The following is an 18,045-nucleotide window of genomic DNA, read 5'->3' as shown; positions in this document are numbered from 1 at the left end:
TGTGGGTCATTGGATGGCGGGCACGAATCGAATCCGGGCTACCCTGCCGACTCAGTCGAACCGAAATCATCGAGCCCAGCCATGGTGCAAAAATAGTTACTGTGGGAGCGGGCTTGCTCGCGAAGACTGACTCGCAGCCCAACAACGCCCCAGTGGCTTTATGCTCAAGGATGTTTAAGCTGTACTCTCCGTTCGCACCCCGCCCAGAGCAACTCAAGGTTACTGGATCGATGCTAACCGGCCTCAACCACCTGACCCTCGCCGTCACCGACCTGAACCGCAGCGTGGCGTTCTATCGCGATCTGCTGCAGCTTCAGCTTGAAGCCACTTGGGACACCGGCGCCTATCTCTCGCTACCCGGCCTTTGGCTATGCCTTTCTCTCGATCCACTGCGCGAATCTTCACCCGCCGCCGACTATACCCATTACGCCTTTAGCCTCGATGCTGCGGATTTCCCAGTGTTCGTCGAACATCTGCGATCCGCCAACGTGCAGGAATGGCGGGACAACCGCAGCGAAGGCGCATCGTTCTATTTTCTGGACCCGGACGGGCACAAGCTTGAGGTGCATGTCGGGGATCTGGCGTCGCGGTTGGCGGCATGTCGGCAACGGCCGTATGCGGGGATGAAGTTCTTCGACGATCAGTGAGTCGATGCTCGGGGTCCTGAGATAGACTTGCGTCCATTCATCCGGCGTTTCAACAGGAATTCCCATGACCCCATCGCTGCTAATGGCCGTTCTCGCCTCGGGCTTCATTTATGGCATTACGCCGGGACCGGGTGTGCTGGCGGTGTTTGGCATCGGCGCATCGCGTGGGCGGCGGGCGGGAGCGGGGTTTTTGTGCGGGCATTTGCTGGGCGACGTGGTCTGGTGCAGTACGGCGCTGATCGCGATTGTCGGTGCGCGGGAAATCGGCAGCACGGCGTTCGATGTGCTGGGCGTATTCAGTGGCCTCTACCTGTTCTGGCTGGGCCTGCGCGCGGTGCGGGCTCGTCGCGGCAGTGCCGAAGCACCTCAAGGCCCGACGCGGCAGCCGTTCTGGCACGGCATCCTGTTCGGCCTGACCAACCCCAAGGCTTATCCGGTGGCGGTGGCGACCTTTACTGCACTCTTGTCCAGCCGTGCAGAGTTGCTGCAATGGTCAATGTTGCCCTGGTTGATCATCTTGAGCTTCATTGGTGGCCTTTTGGCCTACGCTATTCTCATTGGCATCGTCGGTGCGCGTCAGGTGCGCACGTTGTATCAGCGTCATGAACTGGCGATCACTCGTTTGTGCGGCGTAATGTTCATCGGTTTTGCCATCAACGCCCTGGTGCATGCGCTGCCGGGGCTGGTGACGAACAAGGCTTGAGGCTGATCGCAAGGAAGCGTCGGCTGCACAGTCATCGCTCGGGCGTATGACCGGTCAGGGAAGGTTGTTCAATGTTGCATTGTCCGGACACGCTCTCGGCATCATGGAAAGTAGTAATTCCGCGCCACTGGCGAGCTACATCGACCTCTTGCTGGACGCCGTCTGTGCGGTGGACAAACAAGGTCGTTTCGTATTTGTCAGCGCTGCCTGCGAGCGCATTTTCGGTTACACCCCCGACGAGCTGATCGGCCTGCCGATGATAGATCTGGTACACCCCGCCGACCGACAGCGCACCCTCGACGCCGCGCGGGAAATCATGGGGGGCGAGCCCAAGCTCAACTTTGAAAATCGTTACCTGCGCAAGGACGGCCGGGTAGCGCACATTCTCTGGTCTGCGCGCTGGTCGGAAGTCGACCAATTGCGCATTGCCGTGGCCCACGACATCACCGAGCGCAAACAGGCCGAGTCTCGGCAGGCGGCGCTGTATGCAATCTCCGAGGCGGCCCACGCGGCGGAAGATCTGCTGGCGCTGTTCAAATGCATCCATTCGATCATCGGCGAATGGCTCCCGGCGTTGAATTTCTCCGTGGCGCTGTATGACGAGCACTGCGCGCAGCTGAACTTTCCCTATCACGTCGACGACCTTGAACTGCAACCCGAGGAGCCCGGGACTGTGACTGGGCGTCTTTGCAGTGAAGTCATTCGCAGCGGCTTGCCGATTCTGCTGACGCCGGATCAGGACAATCCGCCGGCGGGGTTTGCGGCACTGGTCGCGGGCCAGGATTCACCCTGCTGGCTGGGCGTGCCATTGAGTTCGCAGAACGGCACCATTGGTGCGCTGATCGTCAAAAGCGTACCCGGCGGCGAGCGTTACACCGAGCAAGACAAGGAATTGCTGCAGTATGTTTGCGCGCAGGTCGCGACCGCTATCGAGCGCAAGCAATTGCATGCCCGGCTCCAGCGCATGGCCCAGTACGACCAATTGACTCAGTTACCCAATCGCGAATTGCTGCGCGAACGCCTCAAAGCCTCGCTGGCGCTGGCCCGAACAGATTCCGGTCGAATGGCGTTGCTCTACGTCGACCTCGACCGCTTCAAGCAAGTCAACGACACCCTCGGTCATGCGGTTGGCGACATGCTGTTGCAAGCGGTCGCCAATCGGCTCAAAGGCTGCGTGCGCGAAACCGACACCGTAGCGCGTATCGGCGGTGATGAATTTGTCGTGTTGTTGCACAGTATCCACGCCGCGGAGGATGCCGAGAGTGTGGCGGGAAAGATCCGACAGGTACTGGCTCAGCCCCTGCGTCTGGACGGGCATAACCTGAGCATCCAACCGAGTATCGGTGTCGCGCGATACCCCGAGCATGGCACTGAAGAAAACCAGCTGTTCAGGCATGCCGATGAGGCGATGTACCGCGCCAAGCGCCAGCATCATCTGCGTCTTGGGGCCTGAAAGCCCGTCACCGTTCGTCGCAGCGTTGCCAGGTTTTTTAAACCTTTTTGATGATGGAAATTCTTATTCTATGCGGGCGGCTGCTCGCTGCTCTCATCATCAAGAGGATGAAAACCATGCCTACTTCAAAAAATCCGAGTTCGGGAAGTGCCCATGATCGAACGAAGGCGTCTGAAGCCGGTCGCAAAGGTGGGAAAACCACCACGACGACCGTTGATAAAGACTCCGCGAAAGGCGGCATGGGCCGCAAAGGTGGTCAGAAATCCCGGTAAGAGTGAAGGTGGTTTTATTAAAAGACGGGGGCGCAAGCTCCCGTTTGAATTTTCAAAGAAGGAGGGCGCGACCATGAGCCGGATGGCCACCCGTTTACGCAATGCCAGTTTTGTCACGTTACTGGGGCTGTTTGCCAGCAGTGCCTTTGCCCAGTCAGCCGCCGAATTCATCAACGAAGCGTCGGCCAAAGGCATGGCCGACATCGAAGCCAGTCGCCTGGCGCACCAGAAAACCGAGTCCAAAGAGGTCAAGGATTACACCATCGTGGTGATTAACGACCTCACCACCGCCAATCAGCATCTGGCGAAAATTGCCAAGCAACTCGATTTACCGGTCGCACCCCGCGAAGAGGTGATGGACAAGGCCAAAGCCTTGATTCCGGAAGTGAAGGAGGATGCGTCGTTCGATCAGGCGTACGCCGCCAGTCAGGTGAAAACCACCCAAGAGACCATCGAGCAGCTTCAACAACAAGCGCAGACCACGGACGTGCCGCAAATCAAAGCGTTCGCCGAAGAAACCTTGCCCAAACTGCAAAACCATCTGCAAATGGCCAGAGAGCTGCAAGCCAGTCGTTAGCACCCATGGCGCGGGTGACGTCACCGGTCACCCGCGGGGCATGGATCAATTCATTCATCCTGTTTTTTTGTTTCCGGGACGACAGTGCCGTCCAGGGGAATCGTTTCGCCCTCGCCGAGGTGGCGATATTTCTTTCTCAATTCTTCCAACTGTTTGAGATCGAGCGATTCGAGCCCCAGCATCGCGTTCTGCGCTTCTTTCGTTACTCGCAATAACTCATCGATCTTCAAGTGCAAAATGTCCGTGTCGCGGTTCTGGGTGTTCTGGATCAGGAACACCATCAGGAAGGTGATGATGGTGGTCGAGGTGTTGATGATCAGTTGCCAGGTATCGTTGAAATGGAAAATCGGCCCGCTCAAACCCCACAGGATAATCAGAACGATCGCCCCCAGAAATGTCCGGGGCTGGCCGGCCCACAGGGAGAGTTTCTGTGCAATTTCTGCGAATTTCATTGCCGTGTTCCTTATAGGGATGCGCCTGATTTTCAGACAGCACGGGCATAACGAAAATTCTGCTGAATATTGCCTGCGGGATGAAACGCCAGTGCGCTGAACCCTCTGTCAGTGCTCATCGCTCGGGGTCGAGAAAGTCGCAACCATTTCCACCGACATGGGTCACTACTTCAAGCCCCTGAAACTGGAGAACAGCATGAACCTCGCCCGCACGTTTTACCTTTGTTGCTGCCTGCTTGCGTTGCAGGGCTGCTTCGATAACTCGGATAACGAGACTAAAGACAACACCGATGGGACCAAGTCTTCGGTGCAGATGCAGGAGAAGGGGGCGGATAAGCAGTGAATGACTGGCCTGTGAGTTAATCGCTCGCGCACTTCATAGGAATGTGGCTTATGCCTTGGTGCGTCTGGAATCTTTGATTGGAATCTTTCTTTGTGCCGGTTTGTGTCTAGTATCAAATGGCAGTCAATTTGCCAGCATGCAAACACACGGATCGAAACCAAGTAAGAGGTCACTCATGGAATTCTTTGAGAAGTTAGCAAGCCTAGCCGCCAAGGTTCGTTTGCAAAGCGCTGCAATTCAGACGGAGGAGGCGACCAAGAATGCTTTCGTTATGCCCTTCATCAGTACGGTGCTGGGCTACGATGTCTTTGATCCGAGTGAGGTGACTCCAGAATTCGTTTGCGATATCGGAACGAAAAAAGGAGAAAAAATTGACTACGCGATCATGAAGGAAGGAGAGGTACAGATCCTCATCGAATGCAAAAAAATAGGCGAGTCGCTGCACATCAATCATGCCTCCCAGCTGTTTCGCTATTTCCATGTCACCAGCGCTCGAATCTCTATCCTCACCAATGGCCAGGTTTATAAATTCTTCACCGACCTGGATGCGCCCAACAAGATGGATGAGAAACCGTTTCTTGAACTCGATCTTCTGGATATCGATGAGTACTCCGTCCCCGAACTGATCAAGCTCACCAAGTCTGCATTCGACGTGGATTCGATTATCAATGCTGCAGGTGAACTGAAATACGTCAGTCAGATCAAAAAGGTTATCGCCTCGCAGGTCATCAAACCTGATGACGACTTCGTAAAAGTCTTCGCCTCCCGAGTGTACGACGGGGTCATAACTCAGAAAGTCCGCGAGCAGTTCCACGAACTGACGAGAAAAGCAGTCGTGCAGTTTCTCAATGATCAGATCAATGACCGACTCAAATCAGCTATGAGTGGTGCCATTCAGCCTGCGCTGGCATCGAGATCGGTTCCTGCCGGCGGCAGTGATCCGACAGATCAGCGTGACGAATCAGAGGATAAGGTGCTGACGACCCTGGAAGAATTGGAGGGTTATCACATTGTCCGTGCGGTGGTTCGTTCGGTTGTGGACGCTAAACGGATAGTACAGCGCGATACGCAAAGCTATTTTGGGATCTTGCTCGATGACAACAATCGCAAGCCGATTTGTCGCCTTCATTTCAATCGTTCACAAAAGTACATTGGGATTTTTGACGAAGAAAAGAATGAAACCCGGCATCCGATTGGCTCTGTTGATGAGATTTACGATTATTCGGATCACTTGAAGAAGACAGTTGGATACTACGACTAGCCGTGTTGGGTAAACGGCAAAAAAAAGAACCGGCCTCTTGAGGCCGGTTCTTTTTTTTGCGCGTATCTATTCACGCCGACAGCGTCACCTCAGTCTTCCAACTGAAGTACCCCAACGCTTCACAGCGGGGGTTGATCAGCATGAAGCTCAGTTCGCAGGTTGCCACGCCCGGGGTCAGTAACGAGCACTCCCAATAATGGTCATCGGCCTTGTGGCTACCCGGTTGAGTCGGGTTGGCGGGGTCGGGCGCGGGGACTGTCTGCTCGCCGTGGACGACCAGTTTGGGCGGCGAAAGGATTCCGGTATCGCTCACCGAAATGTTGTGAAATACAACGCTGTGTTCGGCCAGCAAGCTGACGGTTCTGCCGCGGACATGGAAAATTTGTCCGTTGCTGGCTGTTAGCGCTTTGCTGTCATTTTTAGTATTTTGTGTTGTTTCTGTACCGCTGATGACGAAGATGAAGCCGTCTTCAATCACCGTCGGTTTTTGCGGTTCAAGGCTGGGTTGCGGATAACGGGAAAACAGCGATTCGGCGTCGACGATCAGCAGCACATTATTGGCTGTCACGACGCTCGCCGAAGGGGAGGTAATCGGTTCGGAAGTCATCATGGATTCCTTTCATGATGTTGACGCATATCGATAGCCGCTTCAGTTCAAGCAAGAAATCCATTCCAGCCGAGGCGGCAACGAGCTCGGTAGGCCCCTCGTTGCCAAGGGGCCCGGCCCATCATCAGTTACGAATGGTAATGAACGGATCCCACGAGCAGCAGCCGACGATTTTGCACTCGCGATCCACGATCAGGAAGTGGAAGTGATAAGTCACGCTACCGCACGAAAGGGTTTCCGAAGACCAGTAATGGTTATCGACTTTCTGGCAGCTGGGCACCGATGGGTTGCTGGTGTTAGGGACGGCAACGCAGGCGGTAGCCTTGCGCGGCGTGGGTGTAGAGATCAGATCATTGCCTACGTTACCGATGAACTTGTAGAAAATCACAGCAGTCTCGAAGCTCTGCGACAGGCTGGTTTCACGCCAGCGAATCAGATCGCCTACCTGGGCTTTCAGGTTGAGCTCGCCACCGGCCTGGCCACTCACCACGTTGTTCTGATTGGTCACCATGTACACATGATTGACGTCGATCAGCGTCGGCGCAGCAGGGTTTTTGCTGATGTTCGGGTAGTTTTTCAGAATGGTTTCGGTGTCGATCGAAACAAGTACATCCGTGACTCGAGACATAGTAAAGCTCCTTTGAACAGAGTGATTACCTGGCTACCTGCCAGGCACGACAACGCTTGTTTGCCTTGCGGCCGTTGCGAACACACTACTGGGGAACCCACTCGATCACGGGGTACGAGCTGGCCTTGCTCCTTGCCTTGAAATGACGGGTTGGGTTCCTTCCAGCAGGCCGCGTTAGGACTATAGATGCCAATTCTATGCTGTCAAAATCGCTTTGATCTTTGGTCGACGAACGGTTCTTTTGGTTATGACTTTCAATGATTTGGCGATAAGAAAAAACTCACTCAGATCCCTATGTTCTCCAAAAATCCGGATAGGGCAGAGCACACTGGTCGATGTATCGTTAGCGAACCGGTTGTCGGCCTCTGACTACAACCATGCACCGACAGGAGAGCGATATGAGTTGGTCCGCCAAACAATACGTAGCTTTTGAAGATGAGCGAACGCGCCCGGCGCGTGATTTGCTGGCTGCCATCCCCGCAGTGGACGTCCAATCGGCAATCGACATCGGATGCGGCCCCGGTAATTCCACCGAGTTGCTGGTACAGCGCTTTCCCAATGCCGCAGTGCGAGGGGTGGACAGTTCACCCGATATGATCGAGGCCGCTCGCAAGCGCTTGCCCCATCTGCGTTTCGACACTGCTGACATTGATACCTGGAACGAGACCGGCCCGTTCGACGTGATTTTCGCCAACGCAGTATTGCAGTGGCTGCCCGATCACGCCCGGTTGTTGCCGTCGTTGGTGACCAGGCTTGCGCCCGGCGGTAGCCTGGCGATTCAGATGCCCGACAACCTCAACGAACCGTCGCACAGGTTGATGCGCGAGGTCGCAGCGAATGGCCCTTGGGCTGACAAACTGGCAAGGGTCGCTGGCCTGCGAACGGAAATGGAGGATGCGGGCGGTTATTACTCGATGCTGCGTGCCCATTGCACCCGGGTCGATGTATGGCGCACCACTTACTATCATCCGCTCGCGGACGGCGCATCGGGCGTGGTCGAGTGGTTCAAGGGCAGCGGTTTACGGCCTTTTCTTGAGCTGCTGAATGAAGCGGAGCGGGTTCAGTATCTCAATCAGTATCAGGCGGCGATCGAGCAGGCCTATCCGGCGCTGAGCGATGGTTCAGTGTTGTTGCCGTTTCCGCGGTTGTTCATGGTGGCAATGCGCTGACCTGCAAAGGGACGCGCCTGGTCGTTTGTCCCTTTGGGCTCCCACCTTCGAACCATCAGCCCTGCTGCAAAACCTTGAGCGCCGCCGAGGCCAGAAATCCGGAGCGACTTTTTTCTTCCGGATGATGCAGTACGTATTCGTCGATGCGGTTGAGCAAGTAGCCGGGCAGGGTGATGTTGAGTTTCTGGGCCTTGCCCAGGTACTTGGTGACATCGATGTCCACCACGGCCCACGTACACCCTGCGTACTGCGGATTGGCCGCATGCAGGGTCACTTTGTTGGCGGACGGAATCGGTGATCCGTCTTCGGCCAATATTTCGAAATGGCCTTCGATGGCTTCGCGAGCCATGGCCATGGCGTCATCCAGATCTTCCCCAGCGGAGAAACAACCTGGAATATCCGGTACTTCTACACCCCAGGCGTGTTCGTCATCGCCCATGGAAATTGCTATTGGGTAAAGCATGTTCGTCATCCTCCGAAGGCGCTGTCCATCGGCTCGTCAGAGCAGCGCCTGTTGCAAAATACTGATGGCCGTTTTTTTGAGCAGATCCTTTTTCGGATGAGGAACCGTTACCAGTCCTGGCTTGGTCGGATGCTTGAAATGGTGATGGCTCCCCCTGATTCGTACCAGATACCAGCCGTCTGCAACGATTTGGCTTATCAAAAACCGGCTATTCACATCACCTCCCTGTGGTGTGCTTGTGGTTACTATACCTACTGAAAATCGCTAATCAACACTATAACCACCCATGCATCCTGAATACGGATGGAAGAACGGCATGAAACGAGCCTAGGAGGGCATGTCGCGTTGGTTTGGGGAGAGCCTGTTTTCTGTATTGCAGGGTTTTGCCGCGACGCTGAACGGTAAGGGCCGCTCAAATTTCGGGTACAAAAAACCGGCCACTTCGGGCCGGTTATTGTGTTCCCCCGAGAATCACGCCGTAGCTTCTACGGCAGCTGATCAATCAAAACCGCGTTAGAATAGACCAAGCTTCCATCGCTCGCTCGATGCCCGACCAAATGGAACTGACCGCGGTCGTAGTGCAAATAGACGCGCATCTGGCAGTCGGACAAGGGGCCATATCCCTCTGGCAAGACCAAATCCATTGTGCTCATGTCGACATCGACCATGGCTTCGGGCTCATGGGTCTTTTGTAGACGTTCTTCAGCTTGCTCCAGACGCAGATGAAGGGGGTCATCGACGTCAAAATGGATCTCACCGATCGGGATGGACTTCTGGTCGGGGCTGGGCTTGCACCAGCCTTCGATCGTCAGGGCACTCATGACGAAACCTCCGTCGTGGACTGCTGGACTTGGTGGCTCTTGTCTCTTCTCAATGCCATCACTTACCTGGCGGCGCGCATAGGCAGGGTTCGTCTGTTGGGCCGCTTCCAGCCGATCTCTGCCGTCCGTCCTCTGAAATTGAGTATAGCTGGCAGCCGGGCCTCGCTTGCCAACCTCACGGTACAGCCCGATGGTTCTATACTTCTTACTGACTTTGCCGCCCGGACGGGCGGTCATTGTCTGCCCTGCTTGGACGTCAGTGGCGATGCTTTGGCATAACCAATGAGCAACAGGAACAGGATGAAGAGAACATGGCAATAGCAATTATCTTGATACTAATCGTTATTGCATCGGTACTCTTCCATCTACTAGCGCCTTGGCATGCGACACCGGCAGCCTCTAACTGGGGATCAATAGACACCACCCTGTTCATCACCCTGATCATTAGCGGAATTTTTTTCATCGCCATCACGGTGTTTATGGCGGTCGCCGTGATGCGTTATCGTCATAAGGAGGGTGCCAGGGCGCACTATCAGCCAGAAAATAAAAAACTGGAAACATGGTTGATTATCGTGACCTCGGTAGGTATTGCCGCGATGTTGGCGCCAGGCCTGGTGGTTTACAGTGATTTCATCCGCGTGCCGAAAAATGCTTATGAACTTGAAGTGGTCGCCCAGCAGTGGCAGTGGGCCTTTCGTTTTCCCGGCCAGGACGGGAAGCTGGGTAAATCGGATATTAAGTTTGTTGATTTCACCAATCCCCTCGGCCTTGATCCCAAGGATCCTGTTGGGCAGGACGATGTGCTTATAAAAAGCAATGAAGTTCGCCTTCCGCTCGATCAGCCAGTGAAAGTTTTACTGCGTTCTAAAGATGTACTGCACAATTTCTATATCCCGCAAATTCGCAGCAAGATGGACATGGTGCCGGGGATGGTGTCGTACTTTTGGTTTACGCCGACTAAAACCGGGAAATATGAAATCCTTTGCGCTGAGTATTGTGGTTTAGGTCATTACAACATGCGCGGCCAGATGATCGTGGAAGAGCGGGGCGCCTTCGATCAATGGCTGAACAGCCAACCGACTTTTGCGCAAACATTAACGACAGCTGCCAAACCCAGTCAGGACAGCGTGCTGGAAAAAGGTCGCCAGTTGGTCGAACAATACGGCTGCGGTGCCTGCCATAGCCAGGATGGCAGTACCCGTCTCGGCCCGGGATGGATGGGGCTGTACGGCCGCACTGAACAGCTTGCCGATGGCACCAGTGTGCTGGTCGATGAGGCCTACCTGAAAGAGTCGATCCTCGATCCGAAGGCCCGACTGGTACAGGGCTACCCGCCAGTCATGGTGGCCTATACTCTCACTGAAGATGAACTGGGTGCTGTCGTCGCCCTGATAAAATCACTGGGTGCCGCGCCGCAAGAACCTTCTGCCAGCGAAAAGTTGGACAGAGGTGACGACTTGGCGACGCAGGGGCAGCGACTGGCAGAGTCGCTCGGCTGTCTGACCTGCCACAGTGTCGACGGCAGCAAGGGGGTCGGCCCCAGCTGGCAGGGCCTGTATGGCAAGACAGAACCCCTTGCCGACGGTACGAGTATCGAGGTCGATGAGGGTTATATAAAGGATTCGATCCTTAATCCCAACGCCAAAATCGTCAAAGGCTATGCAGCCGTCATGCCGGCCTTGGCTCCGAGTGATCAGGAGTTGAACGCACTGATCGCTTTTATCAAATCCAAAGCGAATGCCGACGCTGATGCGAGCAAGGCGGAGCCAGGGAAGTAGCCGTAAAGCAGCCAGGAATGCACCGAAACTTCGACAGGAGGATGACGTGATGGCCTATGCGGAGCAAGCCGAAACAGAAGCACTGCACGAACCCAAAAGCTTCCTGACCAAATATATCTGGAGTCAGGATCACAAGGTCATAGCCATTCAATACTCCTTGACGGCTATTTTCGTGGGCGTTATCGCCGTGGTGTTGTCCGGCTTGATGCGCATACAGCTTGGCTTCCCCGGCACTTTGGAGTTCATGGACGCCAGTGCTTACTATCAGGCGATGACCATGCACGGCATGATCATGGTCATTTACTTGCTGACGGCCTTGTTTCTGGGTGGCTTCGGTAACTATCTGATCCCGCTGATGGTGGGCGCCCGCGACATGGTCTTCCCCTATGTCAACATGCTGAGTTACTGGTTCTACCTGCTGGCGGTAGTGGTGTTGCTCTCCAGTTTCTTTGTCCCCGGCGGCCCCACCGGTTCGGGCTGGACGCTCTATCCACCACAGTCCATTTCTCAGGGAACACCGGGGGTCGAGTGGGGCATCGTCCTGATGCTCGTCTCACTGGCGATTTTTATTGTGGCAGCCACCATGGGCGGGTTGAACTACGTCACCACGGTGTTGCAGGCGCGCACGCACGGCATGACATTGTTTCGCATGCCGCTCTCCGTATGGGGAATCTTCATGGCCTCGATCATGGCCTTGCTGGCCTTCCCGGCGTTGTTCGTCAGTGCGGTCATGATGCTGTTTGACAAGCTGTTGGGCACCAGCTTCTTTATGCCGGCGATGGTTTCACTTGGGCAGCAGCTCGAGCACCAGGGTGGTAGCCCGATCTTGTTCCAGCACCTGTTCTGGTTCTTCGGCCACCCGGAGGTCTACATCGTTGCTCTGCCTGCGTTTGGTCTGGTCTCCGACTTGATCAGCACGCATGCGCGTAAAAATATCTTCGGCTACCGAATGATGGTGTGGGCCATTATTGCGATTGGCGTACTCAGCTTCGTGGTCTGGGCGCACCATATGTATGTCAGCGGAATGAACCCCTACTTTGGCTTTTTCTTCGCCGTCACCACCTTGATCATTGCAGTGCCGACCGCACTGAAAGTCTATAACTGGGTGCTGACTCTGTGGCGGGGCGACATCCATCTGACCGTGCCGATGCTGTTTGCCCTGGCCTTTATTGTCACCTTCCTGGTCGGCGGTCTGACCGGGTTGTTTCTCGGCAATGTGATCGTGGATATTCCGCTCTCGGACACCTATTTCGTCGTCGCCCATTTTCATATGGTCATGGGGGTCGCGCCGGTACTGGTGGTGTTCGGTGGCATTTATCACTGGTTCCCGAAAGTCACCGGGCGCATGTTGAACGACACCCTGGGCAAGCTGCATTTCTGGATTACCTTTCTGGGCACCTACGCCATCTTCTTCCCCATGCACTACCTGGGTTTCCAGGGCATGCCACGCCGTTACTACGCCTATGAAAACTACGCGTTCATTCCGCAGTCGGCGCAAGAGCTGAATGCCTTCATTACGGTGATCGCATTGATCGTCGGCGTTTCCCAGTTGCTGTTCCTGTTCAACCTGGCCTGGAGTGCATTCAAGGGCAAACCCGCAGGCAGTAATCCGTGGGGGGCGGCCAGTCTGGAATGGCAAACGCCGAACACCCCACCGATTCACGGTAACTGGGGAGCGAAGCTGCCGGTCGTGCATCGCTGGGCCTATGACTACAGTGTGCCGGGGATAGAGCAGGATTTCGTTGCGCAAACGGTTTCCGCCGAGGAGCTGGAGCAGATGCGGCAACTGAGTGCCGGAACCAAGATAGTGGACGTTAAAACATGAGCAGGCTGCTATTGAGAAACGCCGATGGCGCTGACCCCGGCGGCAGTTGGAATCGCGATCCTGAGGGTATTCAGGCCCCCGAGGGTGCCGATAGAAGCCAAATCGCAAGAGTAGGCCTGCGCTTGTTTCTGGTGGTGGTGAGTTCGTTATTCTTTCTCTTCCTGTTCGCCTTTATTGCCCGTTCACAAATGGCCGACTGGCTCCCCCTGACAGGCCCCTTGGCGCCGTTAGCCAATCTATGGCAGCTATGGCTGAATTCGGCTTTTCTGGTAGTCAGTTGCATCGCGCTGCAGTGGTCGCGTATGGCCGCCCGACAGGCTCGACTGGACGCAACAGTCATTGGTTTTGTATTAGGGGGCGTATTTGCCATTGCCTTTCTGGTGGGGCAACTCTGGGTCTGGCAGCAGTTTGTCGCGTGGGGCTACTTTGTCGCCAGCAATCCGGCCAACAGTTTCTTCTACTTGTTGACCGGTCTGCATGGGCTCCACCTGCTGGGCGGGCTGATAGCCTGGAGCATAATCGTCGCTAAATTCCTGCATCGCGTGCCGTTGCCGCAACTCAGCGTCAGCGTAGAGCTCTGTACCACCTATTGGCATTACTTACTGGGTCTTTGGTTCGTGCTATTCGCGCTGCTGGCCAGCACGCCGCAAACCTATGAAGCCATCGCCAGATTCTGCGGCCTGAGGTGAAAAACCATGGCATCGCATCCACTTGCCCCAGGCGAATCCAGTTCATCCAATCCGCCAGACTCGCCGCCTGCACCGGGATGGCAGGGCATCGCCAGCGACTGGGCCTCGGATAGAGAGGTCTTCAAGCAGGTCCCCTGGGGCAAGGCGATGATGTGGATATTCCTGCTCAGCGATACTTTTATATTCACCTGTTTTTTAACCGGCTACATGTCGGTACGCATGACCATCACCACCGCTTGGCCGAACCCCAGTGAAGTGTTCGCATTGACGATTGGCGGTAGAGAAATCCCGCTTATTCTGATCGCGATCATGACCTTTGTGCTGATCAGCAGCAGCGGCACTATGGCCATGGCCGTTAATTTCGCCTATCGCCGTAATCGCGCGAAAACCGCTGCCCTGATGCTGGCGACCGCTGCCTTGGGGGTGACCTTCGTCGGCATGCAGGCATTTGAATGGAGCAAGCTGATTGCAGAAGGGGTGCGCCCCTGGGGAAACCCCATGGGGGCGGCGCAATTTGGTGCCAGCTTTTTCATGATTACCGGTTTCCACGGACTGCATGTGTCTATTGGCGCCCTCTACCTCGGCATTGTGGCGATGAAAGTATTGCGGGGAGATTATGAGCGCTCCGGAAACTATCAGAACGTCGAGATAGCCGGGCTCTACTGGCACTTCGTGGATTTGGTGTGGGTGTTTATTTTTGCTTTCTTCTATTTATGGTAGAGGAGCACGGGTGATGGCACATGTTCAGGGTCAGCAACATCCAATCAGCTTGTACCTTAAAATTTGGGGGCTGTTATTCGTCCTCAGCACGCTGTCGTACCTTGTCGACTATTTCCACTTCCATGGCTACCTTCGGTGGGCCCTGATTATCACGTTCATGTTGTTGAAGGCAGGTTTGATTGTCTCCATCTTCATGCACATGGCTTGGGAACGGTTGGCCATGGTCTACGCCATATTATTGCCACCGTTGTGTTTACTGGTGCTCGTCGGACTGATGGCCACCGAGGCAGACTATGTTTTCCTCAGCCGGGTTATTTCCTTCGGCCAATAAGCAGCTTCCGGATGGCCATGAGCCTCCAGGGCTAACCTGATATCACTCGCTTGAACTGATGCCATTTGTGCTGCCAGGCCACTGTCCAGTGGGGGGCTGCCGTTCCCGTGCCGGCGACCGTCAGCGTTGGATGATGTTCGATTACCCGGTCCAATATAGATTCCTGATTCGGTTCAACATCCACGAAGAAGATGTGTTTTCCCTCTTCTACCATCTGTTTAAAATTGCGGAAGTGAGCGTTCGGCACCTGGATACCAAAAAAGCCGCCTTCCCAGATGCAGAAGCCAAATATGATAATGGCCAGGAAGATAAACGGCATCCAGCCTGCGGCGGTTTCGGTCCAGCCCAGCCAATAGGCGCCGGCAAGGATCAGCGCCGCGAGTGGCACACCGACCACAGCACCAATCTCGCCAGAGTGAACAACATCCTGTTTCATTAACGAGTTAACCTCGTGGAGGTGATGTTCTTCAACATCCGCCACTTGTTCACTGAGCACATGAATTTGTTCGGTATTGATGCCGTTGGCTTCCAGTTCATTTTCAACGGCCTCGAGTTCGTCGAGATTGTCACTGATGTAATAGTGCCGATTCATGCCACACCTCCCATCTCGTGTTGGCTGTAGACCTCCTCTGTCTGTAGCCGCTAACTGAGATTTGCAGTCGGTATCTGTACCCATGGGGGAACGTTGCACACTTCATGCAATTCGTAGGAAGTATAGCATTCGCTAGCATGCGGGACGGGAGGCGTCAAGGGCTGGAAAGCAGCATTAGGGCCAAGCGCCCCCAGCCCGATTCCACCAAACCCCAGACACAAAAAAACCGGCCATCGAGGCCGGTTATTTCTGTTCCTGCATCTCCCGTCAAAAAACGACGTAAGACTGAAAATCTGAGTGGAGCGGGTGAAGGGAATCGAACCCTCGTTATCAGCTTGGGAAGCTGGAGTAATGCCATTATACGACACCCGCTCAGAGCGGCTGACTTTGTACCAGATGTGCGCGTGAAAATGAAGTTTTTCTTTGCGCGCGATGGCTTTAGCGCGGGTGAAACGAAAGCATCGACCACGTAGCGGTCATTCGCGGGCAAGCCTCGCTCCTACAGGAATGCGTTTAACGCTGCAGGGCTGAGCTTGCTCGCGATGACTCTGTTTCAAATTGCCAATGCATGGTGGTCCTGGACGTACTGGTAACGCGGTCGGCTTTCGTGTTGCGCCGGTTTCAGGAAGCCCAGCAGTGCGTTGCGGCTGTCTCGGCAGGCAGCTTTGTGCTCCATGTCGAGAAAGTGGCCGGTGGCCTGAAGGGTGCTGAAGGTGCTGTGCTGCACATGGCCGGCGAACAGCTTGGCATCGGCGGCGGCGGTGTACTCGTCCCATTCGCCGTTCATGAACAGCACCGGCACGTTGATTTTCTTTGCCGCGTTCAGGTAGCACTGGCGGTCGCTGTTGAGCACGTCGCTGATGTGAAAATGCATCTGCCCGTATTCATGTTCGGCCAACGAACTGACGTGACGGTAGTTGAAGCGCTTGAACAGCGAGGGCAGGTGTTTGCCGATGGTGCTGTTCACCAAGTCACCGACCCGGTTCCCGTCACGGCTGCCGAGATAATCGACACCGCGCTCAAGGTAGTCGAGCATGTGCTCGTTGACCACCGGCGAGAACGAGCTGATCACAGCCTTTTCGATGCGCCGTGGCTGTTGGGCGAGGGCGACGAGCGTGGCGGCGCCACCAAAGGAAAACGACAGCACATGCTCGGCGGCGAAGTGGTCGATCAGCTCAAGGAGGATCTGCCCTTCGATTTCCTTTGTAAGCATCTTCTCATGCAGATTGTGGGCCTTGGACTTGCCCGCGTAGGGCTGGTCGTAGCACACCACATTGAACTCTGGGTAAAGGTTTTTCACGGTCTGTGCAAACGACGCAGTCGTGGACATCGAGCCGTTGACCAGAATGATGGTCTTTTCTGCGGCGTCTGCGCGATAGAACTCCGTGTAAACCCGGTACTGACCCTGTATATCCAGCACAGCGATTTCTGGCCTCATGACATAAGACTCCTGGCAAGCGGGTATGCGCGCAAATCAGATTGCACGAGCTTTGTGACAGGTAGGCATACGCCTGGAATTTTTGAAGGCCCATGTCGATCCATTGCACGCTGGTCGACGGGTATTGTTATAAGCGGGCAGTTTGCCGGGGGAAGGCGGAACCTGAGGGTTCTCTGCCGGCAAAAAGTTTCTTAGAGTAGTTTTGGTGACTCGTCGGTCACGTTTCGCGCCGACGTCCTGATTCAAGCAGGGGTCACGTCATCGCGCAAGTATCTTTCGTAAATTGTTCGACAACATCTGCTGAGCGGTCGTCTGCTTAGATCATTCGGATCTCTTCACGACTCAACGGCCGGTACTCGCCGGGCTTCAACACAGCGTCGAGTACCAGCGGTCCCATGCATTCGCGGTGCAGGCGCACCACCTTGTTGTCGAAGTGGCCGAACATCCGTTTTACCTGATGATAGCGGCCTTCGACGATGCTCAAGCGCGCCGATTTTGGCCCGAGCAAGACCAGTTCGGCAGGTTGTGTGGTGAGGTCTTCGAAGGCGAAATACAGCCCTTTGGCGAAGGTGATCGCGTATTCGGCAGTGATCTCCTGCTCGGTCTCGACGTAGTACACCTTGGGTAGTTTGGTCTGCGGTTGGGTCAGGCGTCGCGACCAGCTGCCATCGTTGGTGATCAGCATCAGTCCGGTGGTGTTGAAGTCCAGGCGGCCGGCGATGTGCAAGTCATCCTTGCCCGGTTCATCGATCAGGTCGAGTACCGTCGGGTGTTGCGGGTCGCGGGTGGCACTGACGCAACCGGGCGGTTTGTGCAGCATGAAGTAGCGGGCCGGCTTGCCAGCTTGCAGCACCTCGTCGTCGACTTCCACGCGGCTGAACTCGAGCACCTCGGCGTGAGGGTCGCTGACGACTTCTCCGTCGACCCTGACGCGTTTTTCCACCAGCAATAGGCGTACCTGCTTACGGTTGAAGCGGGGCAGGTTGCTGAGGAAGCGGTCAACACGCATGGCTAGGGATCGGTGGGAGGATTTGGTGAGAGGGCGCCGCGTATCTTACGTGATCGGCCAGGCGGCTGCTTGCAACTGTGCCTCGACCTGAGCGCAGGCCGGGCACAGGCAGGACTTGTCGCGCAGCTCGGCGGGCAACGCCTGGAGCACCGCCGGATCGATGCTGACGCCGTAGCACCAGCAGGCACGATCGACGGTTCGCGGGTCAGCCAGGCTGCAGTCGTTGGAGGCGCCGCAAGCCGGGCAGAGGTCAGGTTTGTTCATGAA

The 18,045-nt window shown here is 55.5% G+C and carries 23 protein-coding genes and 1 tRNA gene; 13 read left to right on the top strand and 11 right to left on the bottom strand.

The window, feature by feature from the left end; genetic code table 11:
- The first annotated feature begins 230 nt into the window (after positions 1-230).
- The 5 genes from fos to PSH88_RS23835 all read left to right on the top strand — a co-directional run bounded on the left by fos (position 231) and on the right by PSH88_RS23835 (position 3,652).
- Positions 231-647 carry a fosfomycin resistance glutathione transferase gene (gene fos / locus PSH88_RS23855; protein WP_305423025.1) on the top strand — a complete coding sequence of 139 codons (417 nt, stop codon included), beginning with the start codon at positions 231-233 and terminating at the stop codon, positions 645-647.
- Positions 648-711: 64 nt separating this feature from the next.
- Positions 712-1,350, top strand: coding sequence for a LysE family translocator (locus tag PSH88_RS23850; RefSeq protein ID WP_305423024.1), 639 nt, complete (start codon positions 712-714; stop codon positions 1,348-1,350).
- A gap of 103 nt (positions 1,351-1,453) precedes the next feature.
- Positions 1,454-2,803 (top strand): sensor domain-containing protein, encoded by a 1,350-nt coding sequence (locus PSH88_RS23845; protein WP_305423023.1) that lies wholly within the window; start codon positions 1,454-1,456, stop codon positions 2,801-2,803.
- 116 nt (positions 2,804-2,919) lie between these two features.
- Positions 2,920-3,075 carry a KGG domain-containing protein gene (locus PSH88_RS23840; RefSeq protein WP_305423021.1) on the top strand — a complete coding sequence of 52 codons (156 nt, stop codon included), beginning with the start codon at positions 2,920-2,922 and terminating at the stop codon, positions 3,073-3,075.
- 73 nt (positions 3,076-3,148) lie between these two features.
- Positions 3,149-3,652, top strand: coding sequence for a DUF4142 domain-containing protein (locus PSH88_RS23835; RefSeq protein WP_305423020.1), 504 nt, complete (start codon positions 3,149-3,151; stop codon positions 3,650-3,652).
- Between the two features lie 50 nt (positions 3,653-3,702).
- On the opposite strand, the gene PSH88_RS23830 is transcribed toward PSH88_RS23835, so the two are convergent.
- Complete coding sequence (locus tag PSH88_RS23830) at positions 3,703-4,104, bottom strand: low affinity iron permease family protein (RefSeq protein WP_305423018.1); 402 nt, start codon at positions 4,102-4,104, stop codon at positions 3,703-3,705.
- Between the two features lie 196 nt (positions 4,105-4,300).
- Here PSH88_RS23830 and PSH88_RS23825 point away from each other — a divergent pair, with 196 nt between their 5' ends.
- Positions 4,301-4,447, top strand: coding sequence for a hypothetical protein (locus PSH88_RS23825; protein WP_174160262.1), 147 nt, complete (start codon positions 4,301-4,303; stop codon positions 4,445-4,447).
- 175 nt (positions 4,448-4,622) lie between these two features.
- Entirely contained in the window at positions 4,623-5,708 is a 1,086-nt protein-coding gene (locus PSH88_RS23820) for a type I restriction endonuclease (RefSeq protein ID WP_123360466.1), read from the top strand.
- Between the two features lie 70 nt (positions 5,709-5,778).
- Here PSH88_RS23820 and PSH88_RS23815 read toward each other — a convergent pair whose 3' ends face one another.
- Together PSH88_RS23815 and PSH88_RS23810 are read right to left on the bottom strand one after the other, a co-directional pair.
- Positions 5,779-6,315: an AidA/PixA family protein gene (locus tag PSH88_RS23815; RefSeq protein ID WP_305427049.1), complete on the bottom strand. Its 537-nt coding sequence runs from the start codon at positions 6,313-6,315 to the stop codon at positions 5,779-5,781.
- Positions 6,316-6,439: 124 nt separating this feature from the next.
- Positions 6,440-6,943: an inclusion body family protein gene (locus PSH88_RS23810; protein ID WP_280163187.1), complete on the bottom strand. Its 504-nt coding sequence runs from the start codon at positions 6,941-6,943 to the stop codon at positions 6,440-6,442.
- 398 nt (positions 6,944-7,341) lie between these two features.
- Between PSH88_RS23810 and tam the strand changes: the two genes are divergently transcribed.
- Positions 7,342-8,112: a trans-aconitate 2-methyltransferase gene (gene tam / locus PSH88_RS23805; protein ID WP_305423013.1), complete on the top strand. Its 771-nt coding sequence runs from the start codon at positions 7,342-7,344 to the stop codon at positions 8,110-8,112.
- Positions 8,113-8,167: 55 nt separating this feature from the next.
- Here tam and PSH88_RS23800 read toward each other — a convergent pair whose 3' ends face one another.
- From PSH88_RS23800 to PSH88_RS23790, 3 genes are all read right to left on the bottom strand, one after another.
- Complete coding sequence (locus PSH88_RS23800) at positions 8,168-8,575, bottom strand: type II toxin-antitoxin system HicB family antitoxin (protein WP_305423012.1); 408 nt, start codon at positions 8,573-8,575, stop codon at positions 8,168-8,170.
- A 36-nt stretch (positions 8,576-8,611) separates the two neighbouring features.
- Positions 8,612-8,791 (bottom strand): type II toxin-antitoxin system HicA family toxin, encoded by a 180-nt coding sequence (locus tag PSH88_RS23795; RefSeq protein ID WP_007984690.1) that lies wholly within the window; start codon positions 8,789-8,791, stop codon positions 8,612-8,614.
- Positions 8,792-9,060: 269 nt separating this feature from the next.
- Positions 9,061-9,396, bottom strand: a complete 336-nt coding sequence (locus tag PSH88_RS23790; protein ID WP_305423011.1) for a hypothetical protein — start codon at positions 9,394-9,396, stop codon at positions 9,061-9,063.
- Positions 9,397-9,707: 311 nt separating this feature from the next.
- Between PSH88_RS23790 and PSH88_RS23785 the strand changes: the two genes are divergently transcribed.
- From PSH88_RS23785 to PSH88_RS23765, 5 genes are read left to right on the top strand one after another with little or no spacing between them, the layout of a single operon-like run.
- Positions 9,708-11,174 carry a cytochrome c oxidase subunit II gene (locus PSH88_RS23785; protein ID WP_305427048.1) on the top strand — a complete coding sequence of 489 codons (1,467 nt, stop codon included), beginning with the start codon at positions 9,708-9,710 and terminating at the stop codon, positions 11,172-11,174.
- Between the two features lie 49 nt (positions 11,175-11,223).
- Complete coding sequence (gene ctaD / locus PSH88_RS23780; protein WP_305483575.1) at positions 11,224-12,999, top strand: cytochrome c oxidase subunit I; 1,776 nt, start codon at positions 11,224-11,226, stop codon at positions 12,997-12,999.
- Entirely contained in the window at positions 12,996-13,688 is a 693-nt protein-coding gene (locus PSH88_RS23775; protein WP_305423010.1) for a cytochrome c oxidase subunit 3, read from the top strand. Before ctaD ends, PSH88_RS23775 begins: the two co-directional genes overlap by 4 nt.
- 6 nt (positions 13,689-13,694) lie before the next feature.
- Positions 13,695-14,408, top strand: coding sequence for a heme-copper oxidase subunit III family protein (locus tag PSH88_RS23770; RefSeq protein ID WP_305423009.1), 714 nt, complete (start codon positions 13,695-13,697; stop codon positions 14,406-14,408).
- A gap of 13 nt (positions 14,409-14,421) precedes the next feature.
- A complete protein-coding gene (locus PSH88_RS23765) occupies positions 14,422-14,739 on the top strand; it encodes a cytochrome C oxidase subunit IV family protein (protein WP_305423007.1) in 318 nt (105 codons plus the stop codon).
- 31 nt (positions 14,740-14,770) lie between these two features.
- On the opposite strand, the gene PSH88_RS23760 is transcribed toward PSH88_RS23765, so the two are convergent.
- The 5 genes from PSH88_RS23760 to PSH88_RS23740 form a co-directional block, all read right to left on the bottom strand.
- Positions 14,771-15,331 (bottom strand): magnesium transporter, encoded by a 561-nt coding sequence (locus PSH88_RS23760; protein WP_305423006.1) that lies wholly within the window; start codon positions 15,329-15,331, stop codon positions 14,771-14,773.
- 298 nt (positions 15,332-15,629) lie between these two features.
- Positions 15,630-15,703 (bottom strand) — tRNA-Gly (locus PSH88_RS23755).
- A gap of 181 nt (positions 15,704-15,884) precedes the next feature.
- Complete coding sequence (locus PSH88_RS23750; protein WP_305423005.1) at positions 15,885-16,769, bottom strand: alpha/beta fold hydrolase; 885 nt, start codon at positions 16,767-16,769, stop codon at positions 15,885-15,887.
- Positions 16,770-17,085: 316 nt separating this feature from the next.
- Positions 17,086-17,778, bottom strand: a complete 693-nt coding sequence (locus PSH88_RS23745; protein WP_305423004.1) for a pseudouridine synthase — start codon at positions 17,776-17,778, stop codon at positions 17,086-17,088.
- A 45-nt stretch (positions 17,779-17,823) separates the two neighbouring features.
- The gene (locus PSH88_RS23740; RefSeq protein WP_305423002.1) at positions 17,824-18,042 is read right to left on the bottom strand and encodes a cysteine-rich CWC family protein; all 219 of its coding nucleotides are present in this window, start codon (positions 18,040-18,042) and stop codon (positions 17,824-17,826) included.
- Positions 18,043-18,045: the final 3 nt, after the last annotated feature.

Origin of the sequence: Pseudomonas wuhanensis, from assembly GCF_030687395.1 — a bacterium.
Classification (GTDB): domain Bacteria; phylum Pseudomonadota; class Gammaproteobacteria; order Pseudomonadales; family Pseudomonadaceae; genus Aquipseudomonas; species Aquipseudomonas wuhanensis.
The sequence above is the reverse complement of the archived record's forward strand: the minus strand, read 5'-3'. Positions and strand labels throughout refer to the sequence as shown.